Source organism: Achromobacter sp. Bel (assembly GCF_012928505.1).
Classification (GTDB): domain Bacteria; phylum Pseudomonadota; class Gammaproteobacteria; order Burkholderiales; family Burkholderiaceae_B; genus Achromobacter.
The window spans coordinates 226,615-247,507 of the sequence record NZ_JABBJN010000002.1 but is presented as its reverse complement, the minus strand read 5'-3'; the positions used below and the strand labels follow the sequence as shown (position 1 = coordinate 247,507).

General features: G+C 66.5%; 21 protein-coding genes. 15 read left to right on the top strand and 6 right to left on the bottom strand.

The features are described 5' to 3' along the window. Window positions 1–2 precede the first annotated feature (2 nt). A complete protein-coding gene (locus HG262_RS02445; RefSeq protein WP_169269518.1) occupies window positions 3–1,241 on the bottom strand; it encodes an FAD-binding oxidoreductase in 1,239 nt (412 codons plus the stop codon). Between the two features lie 88 nt (window positions 1,242–1,329). Here HG262_RS02445 and HG262_RS02440 point away from each other — a divergent pair, with 88 nt between their 5' ends. From HG262_RS02440 to HG262_RS02405, 8 genes are all read left to right on the top strand, one after another. Continuing rightward, window positions 1,330–1,929 carry a GNAT family protein gene (locus HG262_RS02440; protein WP_169269517.1) on the top strand — a complete coding sequence of 200 codons (600 nt, stop codon included), beginning with the start codon at window positions 1,330–1,332 and terminating at the stop codon, window positions 1,927–1,929. Window positions 1,930–2,048: 119 nt separating this feature from the next. Continuing rightward, the gene (locus tag HG262_RS02435) at window positions 2,049–2,534 is read left to right on the top strand and encodes a hypothetical protein (RefSeq protein WP_169269516.1); all 486 of its coding nucleotides are present in this window, start codon (window positions 2,049–2,051) and stop codon (window positions 2,532–2,534) included. A 347-nt stretch (window positions 2,535–2,881) separates the two neighbouring features. Further along, window positions 2,882–3,601, top strand: coding sequence for a response regulator transcription factor (locus HG262_RS02430; protein WP_169269515.1), 720 nt, complete (start codon window positions 2,882–2,884; stop codon window positions 3,599–3,601). 10 nt (window positions 3,602–3,611) lie between these two features. After that, on the top strand, window positions 3,612–4,481 hold the full coding sequence (locus tag HG262_RS02425) for a CoA ester lyase (protein WP_169269514.1): 870 nt from the start codon (window positions 3,612–3,614) through the stop codon (window positions 4,479–4,481). 346 nt (window positions 4,482–4,827) lie between these two features. Beyond that, window positions 4,828–6,459, top strand: coding sequence for an ATP-binding cassette domain-containing protein (locus tag HG262_RS02420; protein WP_169269513.1), 1,632 nt, complete (start codon window positions 4,828–4,830; stop codon window positions 6,457–6,459). 108 nt (window positions 6,460–6,567) lie between these two features. Continuing rightward, the gene (gene asd, locus HG262_RS02415) at window positions 6,568–7,437 is read left to right on the top strand and encodes an archaetidylserine decarboxylase (RefSeq protein WP_169269512.1); all 870 of its coding nucleotides are present in this window, start codon (window positions 6,568–6,570) and stop codon (window positions 7,435–7,437) included. Between the two features lie 129 nt (window positions 7,438–7,566). Further along, a complete protein-coding gene (locus HG262_RS02410) occupies window positions 7,567–8,793 on the top strand; it encodes an alpha-hydroxy acid oxidase (protein WP_169269511.1) in 1,227 nt (408 codons plus the stop codon). A gap of 99 nt (window positions 8,794–8,892) precedes the next feature. Continuing rightward, complete coding sequence (locus HG262_RS02405; protein WP_169269510.1) at window positions 8,893–10,065, top strand: metallophosphoesterase; 1,173 nt, start codon at window positions 8,893–8,895, stop codon at window positions 10,063–10,065. Window positions 10,066–10,069: 4 nt separating this feature from the next. Here HG262_RS02405 and HG262_RS02400 read toward each other — a convergent pair whose 3' ends face one another. Beyond that, window positions 10,070–10,540, bottom strand: coding sequence for an Lrp/AsnC family transcriptional regulator (locus tag HG262_RS02400; RefSeq protein WP_169269509.1), 471 nt, complete (start codon window positions 10,538–10,540; stop codon window positions 10,070–10,072). A 122-nt stretch (window positions 10,541–10,662) separates the two neighbouring features. Here HG262_RS02400 and HG262_RS02395 point away from each other — a divergent pair, with 122 nt between their 5' ends. Further along, window positions 10,663–11,829 (top strand): MFS transporter, encoded by a 1,167-nt coding sequence (locus HG262_RS02395; RefSeq protein WP_248293200.1) that lies wholly within the window; start codon window positions 10,663–10,665, stop codon window positions 11,827–11,829. 14 nt (window positions 11,830–11,843) lie between these two features. Here the strand turns inward: HG262_RS02395 and HG262_RS02390 are convergent, their stop codons facing one another. Then, window positions 11,844–12,665 (bottom strand): MetQ/NlpA family ABC transporter substrate-binding protein, encoded by an 822-nt coding sequence (locus tag HG262_RS02390; protein ID WP_169269507.1) that lies wholly within the window; start codon window positions 12,663–12,665, stop codon window positions 11,844–11,846. 164 nt (window positions 12,666–12,829) lie between these two features. Here HG262_RS02390 and rocD point away from each other — a divergent pair, with 164 nt between their 5' ends. Together rocD and rocF are read left to right on the top strand one after the other, a co-directional pair. Beyond that, window positions 12,830–14,065 (top strand): ornithine--oxo-acid transaminase, encoded by a 1,236-nt coding sequence (rocD, locus tag HG262_RS02385; protein ID WP_169269506.1) that lies wholly within the window; start codon window positions 12,830–12,832, stop codon window positions 14,063–14,065. Between the two features lie 23 nt (window positions 14,066–14,088). Continuing rightward, complete coding sequence (gene rocF / locus HG262_RS02380) at window positions 14,089–15,027, top strand: arginase (protein ID WP_169269560.1); 939 nt, start codon at window positions 14,089–14,091, stop codon at window positions 15,025–15,027. Between the two features lie 24 nt (window positions 15,028–15,051). Here the strand turns inward: rocF and HG262_RS02375 are convergent, their stop codons facing one another. Continuing rightward, window positions 15,052–15,792, bottom strand: coding sequence for an IclR family transcriptional regulator (locus tag HG262_RS02375; protein WP_169269505.1), 741 nt, complete (start codon window positions 15,790–15,792; stop codon window positions 15,052–15,054). 226 nt (window positions 15,793–16,018) lie between these two features. Between HG262_RS02375 and HG262_RS02370 the strand changes: the two genes are divergently transcribed. After that, entirely contained in the window at window positions 16,019–17,227 is a 1,209-nt protein-coding gene (locus tag HG262_RS02370) for an ABC transporter substrate-binding protein (protein WP_169269504.1), read from the top strand. A gap of 49 nt (window positions 17,228–17,276) precedes the next feature. Further along, entirely contained in the window at window positions 17,277–18,338 is a 1,062-nt protein-coding gene (locus HG262_RS02365; RefSeq protein WP_169269503.1) for an alcohol dehydrogenase, read from the top strand. Window positions 18,339–18,380: 42 nt separating this feature from the next. On the opposite strand, the gene HG262_RS02360 is transcribed toward HG262_RS02365, so the two are convergent. Next, complete coding sequence (locus HG262_RS02360; RefSeq protein WP_169269502.1) at window positions 18,381–18,893, bottom strand: RES family NAD+ phosphorylase; 513 nt, start codon at window positions 18,891–18,893, stop codon at window positions 18,381–18,383. After that, on the bottom strand, window positions 18,890–19,375 hold the full coding sequence (locus HG262_RS02355; RefSeq protein ID WP_169269501.1) for an antitoxin Xre/MbcA/ParS toxin-binding domain-containing protein: 486 nt from the start codon (window positions 19,373–19,375) through the stop codon (window positions 18,890–18,892). The genes HG262_RS02360 and HG262_RS02355 overlap by 4 nt, the downstream gene beginning before the upstream one ends. A 155-nt stretch (window positions 19,376–19,530) precedes the next feature. Between HG262_RS02355 and HG262_RS02350 the strand changes: the two genes are divergently transcribed. Together HG262_RS02350 and HG262_RS02345 are read left to right on the top strand one after the other, a co-directional pair. Beyond that, window positions 19,531–19,908 carry a DUF423 domain-containing protein gene (locus tag HG262_RS02350; RefSeq protein WP_169269500.1) on the top strand — a complete coding sequence of 126 codons (378 nt, stop codon included), beginning with the start codon at window positions 19,531–19,533 and terminating at the stop codon, window positions 19,906–19,908. 70 nt (window positions 19,909–19,978) lie between these two features. Then, complete coding sequence (locus tag HG262_RS02345) at window positions 19,979–20,887, top strand: DMT family transporter (protein WP_169269499.1); 909 nt, start codon at window positions 19,979–19,981, stop codon at window positions 20,885–20,887. Window positions 20,888–20,893 lie beyond the last annotated feature (6 nt).

The window sequence follows — 20,893 nt, the reverse complement described above, 5'->3', positions numbered from 1 at the left end:
CGTCAACGACGCAAGCCATAGGGCGCCGGATCCATATCCGGCGCCTGTCCCGTGATCAGGCAGGCCAGCAGCTTGCCGGTCACCGGACCCAGCGTAAAGCCGTGATGCGCATGGCCGAACGCCATCCACAACCCGTCATGCCGTGGCGCTGGCCCGATCACCGGTCGCATGTCCGGCATGCACGGGCGACAACCCATCCATGGTTCTCGCTCGACCGCGGCGCCCAAAGGCAGCAACTGGCCCGCCAACGCCCGCGTGCGCTGGATCTGGATTGGCGACGGCGGCGCATCGCGCGCCGCGAACTCCGCGCCCGTCGTCAGCCGCACGCCCAGCGTCATGGGCGTCACGACGAAACCGCTGTCGATATCCGCCACCGGATGCGACAACGTCGCCCCCTCTTCCAGCGCGAAGTGCTGGTGATAGCCCCGCTTGACCGCCATCGGAATGCGATAGCCCAGGGGGCGCAGGACGTCCGGCGACCAGGGACCCAGCGCCACGACGATGTCCCGGGCTTCGATGACCCCGTCCTCGCCCTGCAATTGCCAGCCCTTGCCAGGCGCCGGCTTCAGGCTGCGGGCATCGCCGCGCGCCAGGTGTCCGCCGCGTTGCTGAAACAAGGCCGCATAGCCCCGCGTCACGGCGCCGGGATCCGACACGTTGACGGGGTCCAGCCAGTGCACCGCGCCCACCATCCGCGCCGACAGCGAAGGTTCCAGCGCCATCAGCGCCTGCCGGTCCAGCACACGGTAATTCAGTCCATAGGGCGCCAGCGCCTCGGCTTCGGAGACGGCGCGCGCCAATCCGGCCTCGGTTCGCACGCCGTCGATCCAACCGTTGCGGCGGAACAGGCGCGAGACTTGCGCGTCTTCCTTTAACGCATCGTGTTCGGCCACGCTGCGCTCGATCAACGGCAGCATCGCGTCGGCCGCGCGGGCCAGCCGCGCCGGGGATGAATGCCACCAGTAGCGCAGCAACCAGGGCGCGACGCGTGGCAAGAAGCGCGGGTGATAGCTGACGTCCGGCGTATTGTTCCGCGCGTACCGCCACACGCTGCGCCAATCACGCGGAAAGGCATAGGGAATGACGCTGGCGCGCTCAATCAGGCCGGCATTGCCATAGCTGGTTTCCTCGCCCGGGCCTCGCCGGTCCAGCAGCGTCACGGAACGGCCGCGCGCCAGCAGATGCAGGGCGGAGCAAACCCCGACGATGCCCGCCCCCAGAACCACGACGTCTGTTTTCATGCGCGGATTCTGCGCCAGGCGCCCGTGTTCGGCAAGCAGGCGCAGGCGTAGAATTCAGCGCTGCACTTGGCCGACTCAGGACTGCGATATGCCCCCTCCTTTGCTTGAACCCGTTACGCTCGAGGGCGACGTCGTTCGCCTGGAGCCGCTTGCCGCCGGCCACGCTGAGGCGCTGGCCGCCATCGGCCTGCATCCGGAACTTTGGCGCTTGCAGCCCGAACCCGTGGCCACGGCCGAGGACATGCGCCGCTACGTCGATCGCGCGCTGGCCGGCCAGCGCGACGGCGCCTGTCTGCCATTCGTCATCGTGCAGCAATGCTCGGGGCAGATCATCGGGGCCACCCGGTATATGGATATCGCGCTGCCGCACAAGCGCCTGGAGATCGGCGCCACCTGGCTGACGCCCGCCGTGCAGCGTACCGGCGCGAACACCGAAGCGAAATTCCTATTGTTGCAGCACGCCTTTGAAACAATTGGTATCATACGCGTCGTCTTCAAGACGGAGCTCAGCAATACGCAATCGCGGCAAGCCATCCTCCGTATCGGCGGCGTCGAAGAAGGTGTGTTCAAGAAGCACCTGATCGCGCAGTCGGGACGCACCCGCGACATGGTCTATTACGCCATCCTCGACGAGGACTGGCCGTCGGTCAAAGCGCGCCTGCTGGCGCGCTTGCACCGCCAGCAATAGCGTCGCGCGTTACGCTCTTTTCGCAGCCGGCCCCGTGTTCCAGAAGAACCGGAGGCCGTTACCGCAGGACCGGCGGGCCGATGGCGCTCGTTGCCTTCACCGCCTTTTTCAAGTCAGGTATGGACCCCTCTCCCCTCGTCCCGGCCGCATCCCCCCAGGCGCGCCACACCGTTTTCATCTACACGGAAGAACAGCGCGGCAACCAGCTGGTCGAATCGCTTGTCATCGGCATGCTGTCCGATGTCTCGGGGTCGGACAAGCTCATCGTGGTGCAAGACCCGCACAGCGGCCTGAAGTTCATCTATCGCGTCGACCACGACAGCAACAACCTGGATGCCGCCGCCATCACCGAACAGGAGCCGGCTGCCTTCAACGGCAAGACATCGGTGCAGATCAATGCCATGTCGTACCGGCTGGGCACCGTCGAGAATGCCCTGAAGCTGCTGCGCGGCAAAACGCAATGGATCCAGGACAAAGGGGCCGTGCTGTCGGTGCTGCTGCAGAACGCCGCCGCCCGCAAGACCCGGTTCTCGTCCGTGCGCATCGAGCGCGACCGTATGCGCAAGGTGCCGCAAGGGGTGCCTGTGGAATACTTGCCTACATAAATCGGATGGCGCCAGCCAGCCGAGTCTTATCCACAATTTCTGTGGATAAGACTCGGCCCGATGCACGACAGCCGGCGATTCAGGCGATGCCGCACGGACTGCGCAATTTTTGATCACCCCAGGTTGCTTCCGCATGCGGATGTCATCCACGCGGTTTGCCGCGGCGCCGCAATCCGGGGATGATGATATTCTCCGCAAGCGCCAACGATACAAAACGTATCGCGCCCCGTCCGGACGTGCGCCCGCGCAGCGACTCCCCCAGATAAGAAGCCGTAGCACATGACAAGAGCGACAAGCGTGCTTGCCCTTGGAGCGCCTCGCGCGCAAGCCCGTGGACGGACCGCGCCGTGACAATCATCATCGTCGACGACCACGGAGACTGGCGCGACACCATCGCCGAATACATCCAGGACCTTGGCCTGGATAAAGCCATCCTCACCGCAGGCTCGCTGGCCGAGCTCGACCAGCTATTGCTGACGGTGACGCCCGGCATCCTGGTGCTGGATGCCATGCTTCCCGACGGCGACGCGCTGACTCGCGTTTCGCATCTGCGCACGACCTATCCGTCGATGGGCATCATCATGCTGACGGGGCGGCTCCTGAGCGAAGACAAGGTGTCGGGCTTGAGTCTGGGCGCCGACCACTATCTGACCAAACCCGTCAACCTGGCCGAGTTGGGCGCAACCCTGGTGTCGCTGTCGCGCCGGCTGCGCGTCGTGCCGCCGGCGGCGGGCAACGACCCGCAATCCGACGCCTGGCGTTTCGATCCCTCCCGCCGGACGCTGATGTCGCCCGCGCAGGTCTGCGTCGACATCACCGATACCGAAAGCCGGCTGATCGGCGCACTGATCCAGGCCGCGCCGCTGCCGCTGTCGCGCGGTCGCCTGGTCGAAGCGCTGGGCGCCAGCGCCGACGCCTACGACACCCACCGGCTGGATGCGCACATGCACCGGCTGCGCCGCAAGCTGCGGGCGCAGGCCGGCGGCGACATGGGCATCCGCACCGTGTATGGCGTAGGCTACGTCTGTACGACGCCCGTGCAGATCGTCGGCAACCTCAAGCCCTGACAGGCCTCTTATGACGCACCCTATCCGCCCCCGCCGCTCGGTCCTCTACATGCCGGGCGCCAACGTGCGCGCGCTGGACAAGGCACGCAGCCTGGACGCCGACGCGCTGATCCTGGATCTTGAAGACGCCGTCGCGCCCGACGCCAAGGCACATGCCCGCGAGCAAGTCGTCCGCGCCCTGCAGGAAGGCGGCTACGGCCGGCGCGAATGCATCGTGCGCATCAATGCGCTAGACACCCCGTGGGGCCAGGACGACGTCATCGCCATCGCGCAGGCCGGCGCCGACGCCGTGCTGCTGCCCAAGGTGCAAGCGGCCAGCCAGTTGGCCGCGCTGGCGCAGGCGCTGGACGCCGCGGGCGCGCCGCCCGATCTGCCATTGTGGGCCATGGCGGAAACCCCGTTGGGCTTCCTGCGCCTGGATGCGATCGCGGGCGGCCAGCCCCGACTGGCCGCCATCGTGGTGGGCACCTCCGACCTGGTCAAAGACCTGCACGCCCGCCACACGCCCTCGCGCGAAGAAACGCTGCTGGCGCGTTCCCTTGCCGTGATGGCCGCCCGGGCGCACGGCCTGGCCGTACTGGATGGCGTCCATCTGGACCTGCAGGACGACGCGGGCTTGGCCGCGGCCTGCCGCCAGGGCCGCGATCAAGGCTTTGACGGCAAGACGCTGATCCATCCCAGGCAGATCGCCGCCGCGAACGACGCGTTCGCCCCCACCGATGCGGAACTGGCCAGCGCCCGCAAGCGCCTGGAGGCGTGGCGCGCCGCGCAGGCGGCCGGCCAGGGCGTGGCCGTGGTCGATGGCGCCCTGGTCGAAAACCTGCACGCTCAGGAAGCCGAACGGCTGTTGGTGCTAGCTGCGGCGATCACGGGGGGATAACCTCGCCGCCGCAGGGCGGCATCAAGGCAATACCGCCCTGCGGCGGCCTCACCCCGGAATCGACGCAATATCAGGGTGGAATCAGGGCAATTTCCCGGTGAAATCGCCCGTCGCCGGCCCCGATCTGCCCGCTCGCCTGCGTCAATGCGCGCGGCCCGGTACAATATCGCCCATGACTGGACGGCGACCCTTATCGGCCGCCCGTCTTTTTCGCCCGTCGCGTCCGACTGCATCCATCAGTTCGCCAGCGTCGCGCGCGATCCCGCCCCGGTTCCCTTTTTTGCGCCGCGCCTTGTGGCGGGAGCCTTGCCGCGCGCCTGCCGCGCCACCCCCTGCCACACGATTCATGATCCGCTTCCAACAAGTTTCACTCATGCGCGGCGTCAAGCCCTTGCTCGACAAGGTCGACCTGCTGCTGAACCCAGGCGACAAGATCGGCCTGATCGGCGCCAACGGCGCCGGCAAGTCGAGCCTCTTCGGCCTGCTGCGCGGCACGCTGCACGCCGACCAGGGCGACCTGGACTACCCCTCCAGCTGGCGCATGGCGTATGTTGCGCAGGAAACGCCCGCGCTGGACCGCCCGGCCATCGAATATGCGATCGACGGCGACGTCACGCTGCGTAAGCTTGAAGCGGAACTGGCGGCGCTGGAAGCCGAGCCGGAAAGCGCCGAGAACGGTTTGCGCATGGGTGACATCTACGCCGCGCTGGCCGATGCCGACGCCTATACCGTGCACTCGCGCGCCGAACAGTTGCTGACCGGCCTGGGCTTCACGCAGGCCCAGATGCACTTGCCGCTGACCAGTTTCTCCGGCGGCTGGCGCATGCGTCTGAACCTGGCTCAAGCGCTGATGTGCCCGTCCGACCTGCTGCTGCTGGACGAGCCCACCAACCACCTGGATCTGGACGCGATCATCTGGCTGGAGGATTGGCTCAAGCGCTATCCCGGCACGCTCATCGTCATCTCGCACGACCGCGACTTCCTGGACGGCGTGGTCAACGTCATCGTCCACATCGACGAACGCAAGCTCAAGCGCTACTCGGGCAACTATTCGTCCTTCGAGCGCCAACGCGCCGCCCAGCTGGAACTGGCGCAAGGCATGATGGAAAAGCAGATGCGTCAGCGCTCGCACCTGCAGTCCTTCATCGACCGGTTCAAGGCCCAGGCCAGCAAGGCGCGCCAAGCGCAAAGCCGCATCAAGGCGCTGGCCCGCATGGAAGAAGTGGCGCCGCTGCGCGCCGCCGCCGAATTCTCTTTTGAATTCCGCGAACCGCTGCGCGCCCCGAATCCGCTGCTGACGATGGACAAGGTCAGCGCCGGCTATCGCGTCGAAGACGAAGACACGCAAGCCGTGTCCGACAAGATCATCGTGGCGGGCATCAACTTCTCGTTGCAAGCCGGACAGCGGATCGGGCTGCTGGGCATCAACGGCGCGGGCAAGTCCACCTTCATCAAGACCATCGCGGGCGACCTCGAATCGCTGGCGGGCGACACGCAATTCAACAAAGGCCTGTCGATCGGCTACTTCGCCCAGCACCAGGTCGAGATGCTGCGCCATGACGAATCGCCGCTGTGGCACATGATGAAAATCGCGCCTACCGTGCGCGAGCAGGAACTGCGCAACTTCCTGGGCAGCTTCAACTTCAACGGCAACATGGCCACCAGCTCCATCGCCCCGTTTTCCGGCGGCGAAAAGGCGCGGCTGGCGCTGGCGCTGATCGTTTGGCAGCGCCCTAACCTGCTGTTGCTGGACGAGCCCACCAACCACCTGGATCTGGAAACACGCGAGGCGCTGACCACCGCGCTGGCGCAATTCGAAGGCACGCTGATGCTGGTGTCGCACGACCGCCACTTGCTGCGCGCGACCACCGACGAATTCATTATCGTGGCCGATGGCGCCGTCAGCCCCTTCGACGGCGATCTGGACGACTATAAAGACTGGCTCTACAAGACCAAATTGGCCGCCAAAGCCGCCTGATCGCGTTACAATCCCGCGAATTGCCCGCACGGTCCTCCCGCTGACTTGTGCGGGCAGCCTTCAACCACGTCCCGCTGTCTGCGGGACGCGTTTTTTCAGCGCTCGTAGATGACGATCAAAGACCAAGTATTCCTCGCCAGCCAGTATCTTGCGCCCCACCACCTGGTGTCGCGCTTTTTCGGATACGCTTCAGACTGCCGGGAACCCGCGGTCAAGAATTGGATGATCTCGCGCTTTGTTCGCAAGTACGGCGTGGACATGCGCGAAGCCGTGCAAGAAGACCCGCTGGCTTACGACTGCTTCAACGACTTTTTCACGCGCGCGCTCAAAGATGATGCGCGTCCGATGGACGACGAGCCCGGCTCCGTGCTGTGTCCGGCCGACGGCGCCATCAGCCAGATGGGCGCCATCGAACAGGGCCGAATCTTCCAGGCCAAGGGCCACAGCTACGGCCTGGTCGATCTGCTGGGCGGCGACACCGAGCGCGCCGCGCCGTTCCAGGGCGGCGAATTCGCCACGGTGTATCTGTCGCCGAAGGACTATCACCGCGTGCACATGCCCGTTGCCGGCACGCTGCGCGAGATGGTCCATGTACCTGGCCGCCTGTTCTCGGTGAACCCGCTGACCGCCCGCAACGTGCCGCGCCTGTTCGCCCGCAACGAGCGCGTCGTCTGCCTGTTCGACACTGAACACGGCCCCATGGCCCTCATCCTGGTTGGCGCGATGATCGTCGCGTCCATCGAAACGGTCTGGGCCGGGCTGGTCACGCCCTACAAGCGCCGCGTCAAATCCGTGCGCTACGACGACGTGGCGCGTGCGCCGATCCATCTGGCGAAAGGCGCCGAAATGGGCCGCTTCAAGCTTGGCTCCACCGCCATCGTGCTGTTCGGACCGAACAAGGTCCGCTGGGCCGACACGCCTTCGGTACTGGGCCCCGTGCGCATGGGCGAACTGTTGGCATTGCCGGCGCAGGCCTGAATGCGGCCAACGGCGCCCCCAGTCGGGCGCCGCCCTGGTTATTTCGCTTTTAGCGAATTTGTTTTTCCTTATTAATTCGCTTTCTGCCATAAAGCGGGGTTGGTAGATTAGGGCTTTTGCCGGCCCGCCATGACATCCACCGCCCTGCCCATCACTGCGCCCAGCGGCGCCGCCACCCGCCAGCCCTTGCCGCGCGCGCTTGCCCGCATGTTGTCCCTGGACGACTTCGAAGCGGCGGCGCGGCGGCGCTTGCCCCGGCCCATCTTCGGCTATATCGCCGGGGCTGCCGAAGACAATCAATCCCTCTACGACAACCGCCAGGCGTTCGCCCAGTACGCCTTCGCGCCGCGCGTGCTGGTCGACGTGTCCCGGCGCACGCAACAAACGGAACTGTTCGGCCACCGCTACGCATCGCCGTTCGGCATCGCGCCGATGGGCATCAGCGCCTTGTCGGCGTACCGCGGCGATGTCGTGCTGGCGCGCGCGGCGCGCCAGCAGAACATCCCGGCCATCCTGAGTGGCACCTCGCTCATCCCGCTGGAAGACGTCATCCGTGAAGCCCCCGGCACCTGGTTCCAGGCCTATCTGCCAGGCGACCCCACAAAGATCGATGCGCTGGTCAAACGGGCCCGCCGCGCAGGCTACGAGACGCTGGTGCTGACCGTGGACATCCCGGTTTCGGCCAACCGCGAAAACAACGTGCGCACCGGTTTCTCGACGCCGCTCAAGCCCGGCCTGCGCCTGGCCTGGGACGGGCTGACCCGGCCCCGATGGCTGGCAGGCACTTTCTTGCGCACGCTGATGGCGCACGGCATGCCGCATTTCGAGAATTCCTTCGCCACGCGCGGCGCGCCCATCGTGTCCGCCTCGGTGCTGCGCGACTTCACGGCCCGCGACCACCTGAGCTGGGAACACGTGGCGCGCATCCGCAAGCAGTGGCCCGGCACCCTGATCATCAAAGGCATCCTGCATCCGCAAGACGCGGCGCTGGCCCGCCAACATGGCGCCGACGGCGTCATCGTCTCCAACCATGGCGGCCGCCAGCTGGACGGTGCGATGTCGCCACTGCGCGCCTTGCCCGGCGTGGTCGCCGCGGCCGGCGGCATGACCGTCATGATGGACAGCGGCGTGCGCCGCGGCGGCGACGTGCTCAAGGCGCTGGCGTTGGGCGCCCGCTTCGTCTTCGTGGGGCGCCCCTTCAACTACGCCGCCGCCGTTGGGGGGCAAGTGGGCGTCGCCCACGCCATCGGCCTGCTGCACGCCGAAGTCGACCGCAATATGGCGATGCTGGGTATCAATAGCGTCGAGGAGATGGATGCAAGCCTGCTCTGGCGCGACGGCCCCGTCGGGCATTGAAAAAACAGGGGCGAGCCGCGCCGCCGGCCGGCATAGAATGGCGGTTCCTTCGCCACCCGCGCGACCGCCTGAAAGCGGCGCGCTCCCCGTGCCCGCCCCGTGTCCCTACGCCAATCCTCGTTTTTCCTGCGCTTCCTGACGCTTGGGGCCCTGGCCCATGTCTATGTCGGCGCCAGGCTGATTCCCGACGCATTGCTCAGCAACGCGGGCGCCGCCGCCGCCACGATCGCCCTGATCTTCTCGTGCATCCTGATCCCGCTGGGAATGCTGGGCCGTTCGTCCGTGCATCCGCCCTGGGGCGACCGCATCGCTTGGGTCGGACTGATCGCGATGGGGTTGTTTTCATCGCTGTTCGTGCTGACGGTGATTCGCGACGTCGTCCTGCTGCTGACCTGGCTCATCAACCTGGCAGCGGGCGCCGACCTGCCTTGGATCCGCCTGCGCAGCATCAGCGCGTGGACCGTGGCGGGGCTGGCGGCGGCCGGCACATTGATCGGGTTCTACAACGCGCGCCGACGGGCTCGCGTGGTCGATGTGAACGTGCCGATCCCCGGTCTGCCACAAGATCTGGACGGCTTCACGATCGTGCAGATCAGCGACATCCATGTCGGTCCCACCATCAAGAAGCACTACGTGCAGGCCATCGTCGATGCCGTGAACGGGCTGCTGCCCGACATGGTCGCCATCACCGGCGACGTGGTCGACGGCAGCGTGGAGCATTTGGCCGCGCAGGCCAGTCCCCTGGGCACGTTGCGCGCGCCGCATGGCGTGTATCTGGTCACTGGCAACCACGAATATTATTCAGGCGCCGCGCCCTGGGTGGCGGAGTTCCGCCGCTTGGGGCTGCGCGTGCTGATGAACGAGCACGCCGTGATCCACCCCTCGGGCCTGCCTGTCGTGGTGGCAGGCGTGACCGACTACAGCGCGGGCGCATTCGACCCGCAGCAGCGCAGCAACCCGAAGGGGGCCCTGGCGGGTGCGCCGGCAGACGCCTGCGCCAGGATCCTGCTGGCCCACCAGCCCCGCAGCGCCACTGCCGCCGAGCCGCTGGGCTATCACCTGCAGCTGTCCGGCCACACACATGGCGGCCAGTTCTTTCCGTGGGGCTTTTTCGTGCGCTTCCAGCAGCCGTTCACGGCGGGTCTGCACCGTCTGGGCAAGATGTGGGTATACACCAGCCGGGGTACGGGGTATTGGGGCCCGCCGAAGCGGCTGGGCGCTCCGTCGGAAATCACGCGGCTACGCCTGCGCGCCGCGCCGATGCGCGGCTGACGCGTCACGCCGACGGGTCGGGCGTGGTGTCCGGCAGCGGCCCGCGTTCCAGGTAGCTGGTCAGCGCGATATCACTGGTGGTGTTCGTGATGCCGTCTATCTTGTGAATGCGCGCCAGCAACAGCTCCAGCGCCTGGGTGTCGCGCACCCGCACCTTCAGCAGCATGGCGCTTTTGCCGGTGATGGTGTGGATCTCTTCCACTTCGGTCAATTCCGCCAGCCCCAGCACCTGTTGCGTGATGCTCCAGTTGTTCGTGTCCACGTGGATAAAGGCCAGCAGCGGGCGGCCGATCCGCGCGCCGTCCAGCTTGGCGGCGATGCCTTTGATCAAGCCGTCGCGCTTAAGCCGCTTGACCCGTTCGTGCACGGCTGGCGCGGAGAGGCTCAGCATTTTGCCCAATTCGGCATAACTGGGCGTGGCGTCGTCGGCCAGCAGCGTTAATAGTTTTCGGTCGCGGTCGTCCAGGTCTGGCATCGGAATCAGGTTCTGCCTTACGGCATTCGAACTTTTATGGAATAAGGAAATATCAGCGTTAACCCTTATTTTATTCCAATAAAATTCCCGGCATGCAGAATCGTAGCAATCGCAACACCCGTATGCCCTCTTCCGTCCCCGCATTGATGTTCGCCGTCAGCGTCGTCGGCTCCAACGGTCTGGCGGCGAGTCCCATCTTGAGCGATGTGGCGCGTTCGTTCTCCACCTCGGCGCTGACCATCAGCACGGCCATCTCGGCCTACGGCGCGGCCACTGCCGCCAGCGCGTTCTTCCTGGCCGCGCGCATCGATCGCATCGGCATCCGCCGGGCCTTGCTGGGCGCGATGGTGGCGCTGATCGCCGCCCTCATCCTGTCGGCCGCCGCGCCGCACTGGATTGTGCTGACCCTGGCGCAAGCGATGGCCGGCGCCGCCGCCGGCGTCATCCTGCCCGCGGCCTATGGCTCGGCCTCGCTGGTTGCCCCGCCCGGGCAAGAGGCCCGCACCCTGGGCCGGGTCATTGCGGGCTGGTCGGTGTCGTTGGTGGCCGGCGTGCCGCTGTCCGCGCTGATTTCGGACGCCGTGGGCTGGCGCGCCACCTATGGCGTCCTGGCCCTGTGCGCCGCGATCGCCGTGCTGGGCCTGCGCAAGCTGCCGGAACGCCGCGCGGAGAATGCGGCGCCGCTGCGTCTGTCGCGCTTGCTGGCACCCTTGTCCTATCGCGATGTGCCCGTCCTGCTGCTGGCCTGCCTGGCGTTCTCGTCGGCCTTCTACGGCGTGTACGCGTTCCTGGCGGACCATGTCCGCACCCTGCTGGCCTTATCCGCAGGCCAGGTCGGCTTCATCGCCTTCGCCTATGGCGCCGGGTTCCTGCTGGCCGGTGTCGCGGGCGGACCGCTGATCGAACGGCTGGGACCGCGCCGCGCCTTGCCGCTGGCCCTGGGCGCGATCGCGCTGGTCTATCTGGCGTTGCTGCCCGCCGCGCATGCGCTGGCCGCCGTGCTCGCCATCGCGGCATTCTGGGGCGCCGCGTCGCAACTGAGCCTGAACCTGCTGGTGCTGCTGCTGTCACGCGCGCGTCCCGAAGAACGCGGCGCGGTGCTGGGCCTGAACACCTGCATTACCTATCTGGGCGCCAGCGTCGGCACGGCCATCGCCGGCACCCTCTATACCCATGCCGGCTTCGAAACCCTGGGGCTATGCGCCTCGGCGGCGGTTGGCGTCGCCGCCCTCGGCCTGCACTGGCGCCTGAACGGCGGCCGCGCCGCGCGCGGCGAAGCCGCGGCCTGACAAGCTGCGCCGGCTCACCAGGGGAAGCTGATCAGGTCGCCGTACAGGCGCTTCAACGTGCTTTTGACTTCCGGCGAGTTCTGATAAATCGCGATGAACTTCAACAGCCGTGGATCCTGGGCCTTGTCCGGCGTGGTCACCCAACGGATCGCATAGCGGCGGATGCTGGCGGGGTCGGTGTTGTCGAAGGCCAGGCCGTCCTTCTCGTTCAGCCCGGCCTGCTTGGCAAACGTGGTGTAAGTCACCGACGCCGTCACGTCGTCGAACGTGCGCGCCGACTGCGACCCTTCGATCTGCACGAACTTCAGCTTCTTGGGGTTGGACACCACGTCTTCCAGCGTGGCCTGATGCGCCACGCCCGGTTTCAGCTTGACCAGCCCGATCGATTCCAGCAACAGCAAGGCCCGCCCGGTGTTCACAGGGTCGTTGGGCACGGCGATCGTGGCGCCGTCCGGCACCGTGTCGCCCTTCTTCAGCTTCTTCGAGAACAAGCCGATCGTGGTGGAGTATCCGTAGGCGATGGGCGTCAGGTTCGCGCCGCGCCGCTGGTTGAACAATTGCAGGAAAGGCTCGTGCTGGAAGAAATTCGCGTCGACCGAGCCATCGGCCACGGCGATGTTGGGCAGCACCCAATCGTTGAACTCCACCAGCTTGACGTCCAGGCCTTCTTTCTTCGCCTGCGCGATCGCCAATTCGGTCGCTTCGTTCGCCACGCTGGGAATTACGCCGATGCGCAAGGGTTTGTCCTGCGCGATGGCGGTGGCGGACGCCGCCACGCCCAGGGCCGCCACGGCCGCGCCGCGCGCCAGATTGAAGAGCAGGTGCTTGAGAAGCATGAAGAATATCCAGAAGTCTTGAAAACCGGCCCCGCGCCGGCGCTGGCGATATTGTGCAGCACCTTGCGCGCCGGCTCCCGAAAGGCCTTTGTCACGCAATGGCAATGCCGGGGCGCCGGGACAAGCGCTAAGATGATCGCAATCCGTCTCTTCCGGAGGTCCTCATGAACGCCGTGCTGACCACCCTGCCCGGCGCGCGGTCCGCCGCCCGCCGCCGCGACCAGATCGAAGACCAGTTGGGCGCGCACAACTACCACCCCCTGGATGTGGTGATCGCCCGCGGCAGCGGCGTCTGGGTCTATGACGTCGATGGCCGCAAGTACCTGGATTGCCTGTCGGCGTATTCCGCCGTCAACCAGGGCCACTGCCATCCGCGCATCCTGGCCGCCATGGTCGAGCAGGCGCAAAAGCTCACGCTGACCTCGCGCGCCTTCCGCCACGACCAGATGGCGCCGTTCTACGAAGACCTGGCGCGGTTGACCGGCGCACACAAGGTCCTGCCGATGAACAGTGGCGCGGAGGCCGTCGAAACCGCGATCAAAGCGGTCCGCAAGTGGGGCTACGAAGTCCGCGGCGTCCCCCGCGACCAGGCCGAGATCATTGTCTGCGCCGACAATTTCCATGGCCGCACCCTGGGCATCGTGGGCTTCTCCACCGACCCGGACGCCTACGGCAGCTACGGTCCCTTCGCGCCCGGCTTCAACGTCGTGCCGTTCGGCGATTTCGACGCTTTCGATGCAGCCATCACCCCCAACACCGTCGCTTTCCTGGTGGAACCCATCCAGGGCGAGGCCGGCGTGGTCCTGCCGCCCGCCGGATACTTCACCCGGGTGCGCCAGCGCTGCACCGAACGCGGCATCACGCTCATCCTTGACGAGATCCAGACCGGGCTGGGCCGCACGGGCAAGCTGCTGGCCGAAGAACACGAAGGCATCGAAGCCGACGTCACGCTGATCGGCAAAGCGCTGTCGGGCGGCTTCTATCCGGTGTCCGCCGTCCTGTCCAACGCCGATGTGCTGGGTGTGTTCCAGCCCGGCCAGCACGGCAGCACCTTCGGCGGCAATCCCCTGGCCTGCGCCGTTGCCCGCGCCGCACTGCAAGTGCTGACCGACGAAGGCATGATCGAGAACGCGGCGGCAATCGGCGCCTACTTCCTGGAACGGCTGCGCGCCCTGCCCGGCCCCGTGCGCGAGGTGCGAGGACGTGGCCTGATGCTGGCGGTGGAGCTCCTGCCCGATGCTGGCGGCGCGCGCCGCTTCAGCGAACGCTTGCAGGCACGCGGCATGCTGGTCAAGGATACCCACGGCCACACGCTGCGCCTGTCGCCACCACTCATCGTCACGCGCGAACAGGTCGACTGGGCATGCGACCAATTGGCCGCGGTACTATCCGCCCCTTGAAGAACCCACCGGAGCCCGCCAACGTGCCGAACAGCGCCATCTTGCCCACCCAAATCACCCTCATCGGCGCGCCGACGGACATCGGCGCCGGCGCACGCGGCGCATCGATGGGTCCGGAAGCCTTGCGTGTGGCCGACCTGGGTCCTACGATCGAGGCCCAAGGTTTCCAGGTGATCGACCGCGGCAACCTGTACGGCCCCGCCAACCCGTGGCTGCCGCCTGTGGACGGCTACCGCCATCTGGAAGAAGTCGCGGCGTGGAACCGCGCCGTGCACGATGCCGTGTACGCCGAGCTGGCCGAAGGCCGCCTGCCTGTCCTGCTGGGCGGCGACCATTGCCTGGGCATCGGCTCGATCAGCGCGGTCGCGCGCCACTGCCGCGAAGCGGGCAAGAAGCTGCGCGTGCTGTGGCTGGACGCCCATGCCGATTTCAATACCAACGCACTGACGCCCACCGGCAATGTCCATGGCATGCCCGTGGCCTGCCTGTGCGGCTATGGTCCCGAACAGATCACGGGCATGTCCGGCCAAACGCCCGACATCGAACCGGGCTGGGTCCGCCAGATCGGCATCCGCAGCGTGGATCAGGGCGAAAAGCGGTTGGTGCATGAAGCCGGGCTGGAAGTGTTCGACATGCGCTATCTGGACGAAATGGGCATGCGCGCCACGATGGAGGCCGCACTGGCCGGCCTGGACGCCGACACCCATCTGCACGTGAGCTTCGATGTGGATTTCCTGGACCCCGAGATCGCCCCCGGCGTAGGCACGACGGTGCCCGGCGGCCCGACCTACCGCGAAGCGCAGCTATGCATGGAAATGATCGCCGACACAGGCCTGATGCGCTCGCTGGACGTGGTGGAACTGAACCCCGCGTTCGACGTGCGCAACAAGACGGCGGAACTGGCGGTGGACCTGATCGAAAGCCTGTTCGGTAAATCAACGCTGATGCGCCGCGGCGCGTGAGCCCGGGCTGAATGGCCCGCCGGGCTAAACGGCGCGCGCCCGGCGGATCGCTTGCGCCGCCGCGTGCAGATGACGCAGGTTCTGGTCGCGCTGTTCCCACACGCGCGGCGTAGGTCCGGCCATGCACAGCGCATACCATTCCCCGCCCAGATCCAACGCGACCGCCAGTCCGGTCAGGTCGGCCACGCTTTCGCCCACGTTCGCCGCCCACCCTTGCGCCTGAACCCGTTCCACCTCGGCGCGCAAGGCGCCGCGGGTGACCAGAGTGCGATCGGTATAGCGCGTGTAGTCCGGCGCCGCCAGCAGGCTGTCCCGGTCCGCCGGCGTCAACTGCGCCAGGATGGCTTTGGCGACCGAGCTGGTGTGCATCGGACGGCGTTCCCCCGGGCGTGCCGCGTAATGCACCGGATGCGTGGATTCCACTACGTCCAGGAACACCACGGCACCGTCCTGGATCTTGCCCAGCATCACGGTTTCATTGGCCGCGTCGCGCAAGGCGAGCAGATGCGGCCGCACCGCCTCCAGCCACGGATCGCCTGCCTGGATCTGCCCGCTCAAGGCATGCAACTTGGCGGTTGGGTAATACCCCCCGCGGCGGCGCACTTCGTACAGATAGCCGCGCGCGACCAGCGTGCGCACCAGCGCCAGGCAACTCGACATCGGCGCGCCCAAACCCTGCGCCAATTCAGTCAGCGGCATTGGCCGCCGCGTCTGTGCAAACAGCTCGATCAGTTCCAGTGTCCGCACGACTAATTTCACTTCCATGTGTCGACCTCTGTTCGGATTTGCCTTCGGAAAATTCGTAAATCTGCTAGGTCATCCACCAAGTTGACTTTTCATATGGGCGAACCTAAATTCTTGCACAGGAATTTATATTCACCAATAAGAAATGAATTTCAGCCGGCTGGAGAACTGGCGCCTCCGATAGCGGTACCGCGTCATCACCACAATTCCAATAATCGGCCCCGACCCGGGCCGGGGAGACAGACAGATGCGACTCAAACCCCTGCTGGCGGCCCTTGCCGCCGTGATGGCCGCATCCGCGGCCCAAGCCCAATCGGATGTCGTGCGCCTGGGCGTGTCGAACGACCGCTCAGGCATCTATTCGGACCTGGGCGGCCAAGGCTCGGAAATGGCCGTGCGGATGGCGGTCGAGGATTTCGGCGGCAAAGTGGCCGGCAAGACGGTGGAGGTGATCGGAGCCGACAACCAGAACAAGGCCGACGTGGCCTCGGCGCTGGTCCGCCGCTGGTTCGATACGCAAGGCCTTGTCGCGGTCGTGGACGGCGGCGCCAGTTCCGCCGGTTTGGCTGCCCAAGGCGTCGCCAAGGAGAAAGGCGGCACGGCGCTCATCAGCGGCGGTTTCGCCGGCGACTTCAGCGGCAAGCAGTGCAGCAACCTCAGCACCCAATGGGCGCCCGACACCTATGCGCTGGCCAATGCGGTCGTCAAAAGCGTGGTGGAAAGCGGCGGCAAGTCCTGGTATTTCATCACCACCGACTACGTCTTCGGAAAATCGCTGGAAAGCAATGCCAGCCGCTTCGTGCAGGACGCGGGCGGCAAGGTCGTGGGCAGCACGCGCCATCCCCTGGGCGCCATGGACTTCGCGTCCTTCCTGGTGCAGGCGCAGTCCTCCAAGGCCGACGTCGTCGGCCTGGCCAGCGCGGGCGGCGACCTCGTCAACCTGATCAAGCAAGCGCAGGAATTCGGCCTGACCGGCGGCAAGCAGCGCATGCTGACCTTCCTGACCTTCATCAACGACGTGCAGGCGATGGGCCTGCCGGTCGCCCAAGGGCTGACCTTCCCCACCGGCTTCTACTGGGACGCCGACGAAGACACCCGCGCCTGGACGCAACGCTGGCAGAAGAAGATGGGCGTCACGCGTGCGCCTTCCATCGTGCAGGCGCTCAGCTATGTCGCGACCACCCACTACCTGCAAGCCGCCCAGGCGGCTGGTACGTTCGAAGGCGCCGCGGTCAATCAGAAGATGCGCGAGTTGCCCATCACGACCAAACTGATCAAAAATGCCCGGATCCGTCCCGAGGACGGCCGCGTCATCATGGACTTGTACCTGGTTGAAGTGAAGAAGCCCGCCGAGTCCAAATACCCCGGCGACTTCTACCGTATCCTGTCAACCGTGCCTGGCGAAAAGGTGTTCGTGTCGCTTGCCGACAGCGAATGCCCGCTGGTCAAGAAGTAATGCCCCAACGCAGTGCCCCGGCCATAAGAATCACTAAAGGAGACATCCCATGAAGTGCTATTGCGTCGTCAACTTCCGCGAACCCTTGCAAGAAATGAATCAGCCCACGCCCACCCCGCAAGGGACGCAGGTGCTGCTGAAGGTCCGCGCGGCGGGGGTTTGCCACAGCGATATCCACTTGTGGGAAGGCGGTTACGACCTGGGCCAGGGCCGCACGCTGTCCTTGAAAGACCGCGGCGTGTCGTTGCCGCTGACGATGGGCCACGAAACCGTGGGCGCCGTCGTCGCGGCCGGCCCGGAAGCCTCGGGGCTTTCGGACAGCCGCAATTACCTCGTCTATCCGTGGATCGGCTGCGGCAAGTGCCCGTCCTGCGTGTCGGGCATGGAAAACCACTGCAGCGCGCCCGCCTGCCTGGGTGTACACCGCGCCGGCGGCTATGCGGATCACATCGTGGTGCCGCATCCGAAGTACCTGATCGACATCGGCGACCTGGACCCGGCGCAGATCGCGCCCTACGCCTGCTCGGGCCTGACCACCTATTCGGCGCTAAAGAAAATCGGCGCCGACATCTACCGCGAGCATCCGGTCGTGATCTTCGGCGCGGGCGGCCTGGGGCTGATGAGCCTTACCTTGATCAAGGCGCTGGGCGGCGCGGGCGCCATCGTGGTCGACATCGATCCCGCCAAGCGCCAGGCTGCGCTGGATGCCGGCGCATTGGCCGCCATCGACGGCGCCGCGCCGGATGCCGCGCAGCAGATCATCAAGGCCGCGGGCGGCAAGCCCGTCCAGGCCGCGATCGACCTGGTCGGCGCGCCCGCCACCACCTCGCTCGCGTTCGACTTCCTGACCAAAGGCGGCAAGCTGATCATCGTCGGCCTGTTCGGCGGCGCCTCGTCGTGGCCGATCGCGCTGATCCCCATGAAGGCCATGTCCATCATTGGCAGCTACGTGGGCAACCTGACCGAACTGCAAGAGCTGATGGAACTGGTGCGGACGGGCAAGGTGCCCCCGATGCCGGTGCACCGCCACGCCCTGGCCGAAGCCGACAGCGTGTTGTCCGCCTTGCGGGCCGGCAAGGTTGTCGGCCGCGCCGTGCTGACCGTCGATTGACGCCGGCGGCTGCCGGGACTCCGTGCTTGGCGCCGGGCGGGTTCAGCCCGGCCGCAAGCGCGGATCGTAGATGAACCGCTCGCGTCGAACCACGACGATATGCTCGGCGTCCGGGTGCGCGGGATTGATCAGCAGGTTGCAATCGGGCACGCCGCGATACGGCACGATCGCGCTGGGCAGTTCCAGCAACGCCGATACGCCCGACGCCACCCAGTTGTCGCCCACGGCCTGCGAGGCCTCGGCGAACGGCACCGCTTCCCAGAACGGATAGTCTTCCTGTAGCTGGCCTAGCGTCAGGGTCTGGCGGGCCTCATGGATGGCGCGCGGCACCGCCAGCTCGATCAGGTACCGGTTGGCCTGCTCGGATGCGCGGGCCGCGAAATGCACCACGGTCTCGAGCACGGCCAGCGCGACGCTGGACGACGTATACACCACCGCGGTGCCCGGGCTGTTGTAACGCCCGCCCACCGCGGCGGCGCCGGCGCCGCTCAGATCGTCGGCCCGGTATTTGCCGGCCGTCGTGCCGATGCGCCACAGCGAGACGAACTCGGTCATGCGTAGACGCCGGCCGCCGCGCGCGCCAAAGTGTCTTCGACGATACGGCTGCTGGCGTCCGAGGTCAGCAGCGACAAAGGCTTGACGTTGCCCAAGGCCGGCACCGGCGTGTTCAGCCACAGCACCGCTTCTTCGTCGCTGCCCAACACTTGGCGGGCGACCCGCGCCACGCGCGCCACCCGCGCCAGGCGGTCCGATTCGCCCAGCGGCAGCATCTGCCCCTCGCGCGTCCACCGCGACAAAGACGCCGCCTTGACTTCGGTGATGGCCATGATTTCCGACTTGGGGACTTGCAGGAAGTCGGCGGCGTCGTCCACCATCTGCGCGGGCAGGCCCCGGCGCACATCGCGCGCGATGTCGCTCAGCGGGCTGTCCACCAGTTCCAGGAACAGTTGCTTGGCCCGGGCCGCCGCATGGCGCGGCGGACGCTTGACGGAAGCGCCGCGCTTGTCGGCGGTTTTCCCAACGATGGCGATAGTCATGTGCGCTCCACGGATTTCCAAACAGAATTTATGATATCCCATTTGGAATGCCATTTCCAGGCCACCTGCCGTTGGCGTCCCCGCGCCCCCCGGCATGCACCGGATTTGGGCATATCATAGGCGGCGTTACACACGATCACAGATAAGGACAGGCAATGACGGACCGGCAGCTCACGATACTCGCGGCGTTGAATCTCATGGTGGCGGTGGGCGCAGGCGCCTTCGGCGCGCACGGGCTCAAGCGCATGCTGACGCCGGAATTGCTGTCCGTCTGGCAGACCGGCGTGATGTACCACTTGATCCACGCCCTGGGCCTGTTCATCATCGCCCTGCTGGGCGCCCGGTTCGGCTCGCCGCTGCTGTCGGCGGCCGGCTTGGTCATGTTCGCGGGCATCGTGCTGTTTTCAGGCAGCCTTTATCTCCTTTCACTGACGGGCACGCACTGGCTCGGCGCTGTGACGCCCTTGGGCGGCGCGGCCTTCCTGGCCGCCTGGGCGATGGTGGCGCTGGCCGCCTACCGCGCCCAGGGCTGACCTTTCCCGCCATCCGCTTACGCTCCCCATTCCCCACGGCGGCAGGAACCGCCGCCCTTGCAGGTTTCAGATGTCTTCCTCGACCGTATTACCCGCCGCCCGGGACCACTCCGCCGCCGCAGGCATCGCCTGCGTGGTGGGCGGCATCTTTTTCCTGACCCTCAGCGACGCCAACGCCAAGTGGCTGGGCGCGCACTACAACCCGCTGCAGATCCTGTTCCTGCGCGCCCTGATCGCGCTGCCCTTCGTAATGACGCTGGCCTTGTGGCTGGGGGGCCGCCGCGTGCTGCGCACCACGCACCCCGGCCTGCACCTGACGCGCGGCGCGATCAACGTGGTGTCCGCCTGTTGCTTCTATCTGGGCCTGCGCGCCCTGCCCCTGGCCGAGGCGACCGCCATCGCATTCGCCGCGCCGCTGTTCGTGACGGCGCTGTCGGTGCTGATCCTGAAAGAACGCGTCGACGGCAAGCGCTGGCTGGCCGTGCTGGCCGGTTTCGCCGGTGTGCTGATCGTCGTGCGCCCGGGGTCGGCCGCCTTCCAGCCCGCCACGCTGCTGCCATTGACGACGGCCCTGCTGTACGCCGTCATGATGATCACGGCGCGCGGCATCAGCCGCAGCGAAGGCATGCTGACCACCACGTTCTACATCGTGCTGGGACAGTTGGTATGCAGCGCGGTGGGCTTGCCTTGGGTATGGCAGACGCCGGCGATGGAAGACCTGCCTTACTTCGGTGGCGTAGCGCTCTTCAGCACGCTGGGCCTGGCGTTGATCACGCAGGGTTTCCGCATCGGCCCGGCCTCGGTCGTGGCGCCGTTCGACTACACCGGCTTGATCTGGGCCACGATCCTGGGCTGGATCTTCTGGCGCGAAGCCCCGGACGCCTATGCCTACCTGGGCGCGCTGTTCATTGCAGGCAGCGGCGTGTACATCGCCGTGCGCGAGGCACGTGCCAAAGGTACGCGGCGCGCCAAAGCATGACGCTTG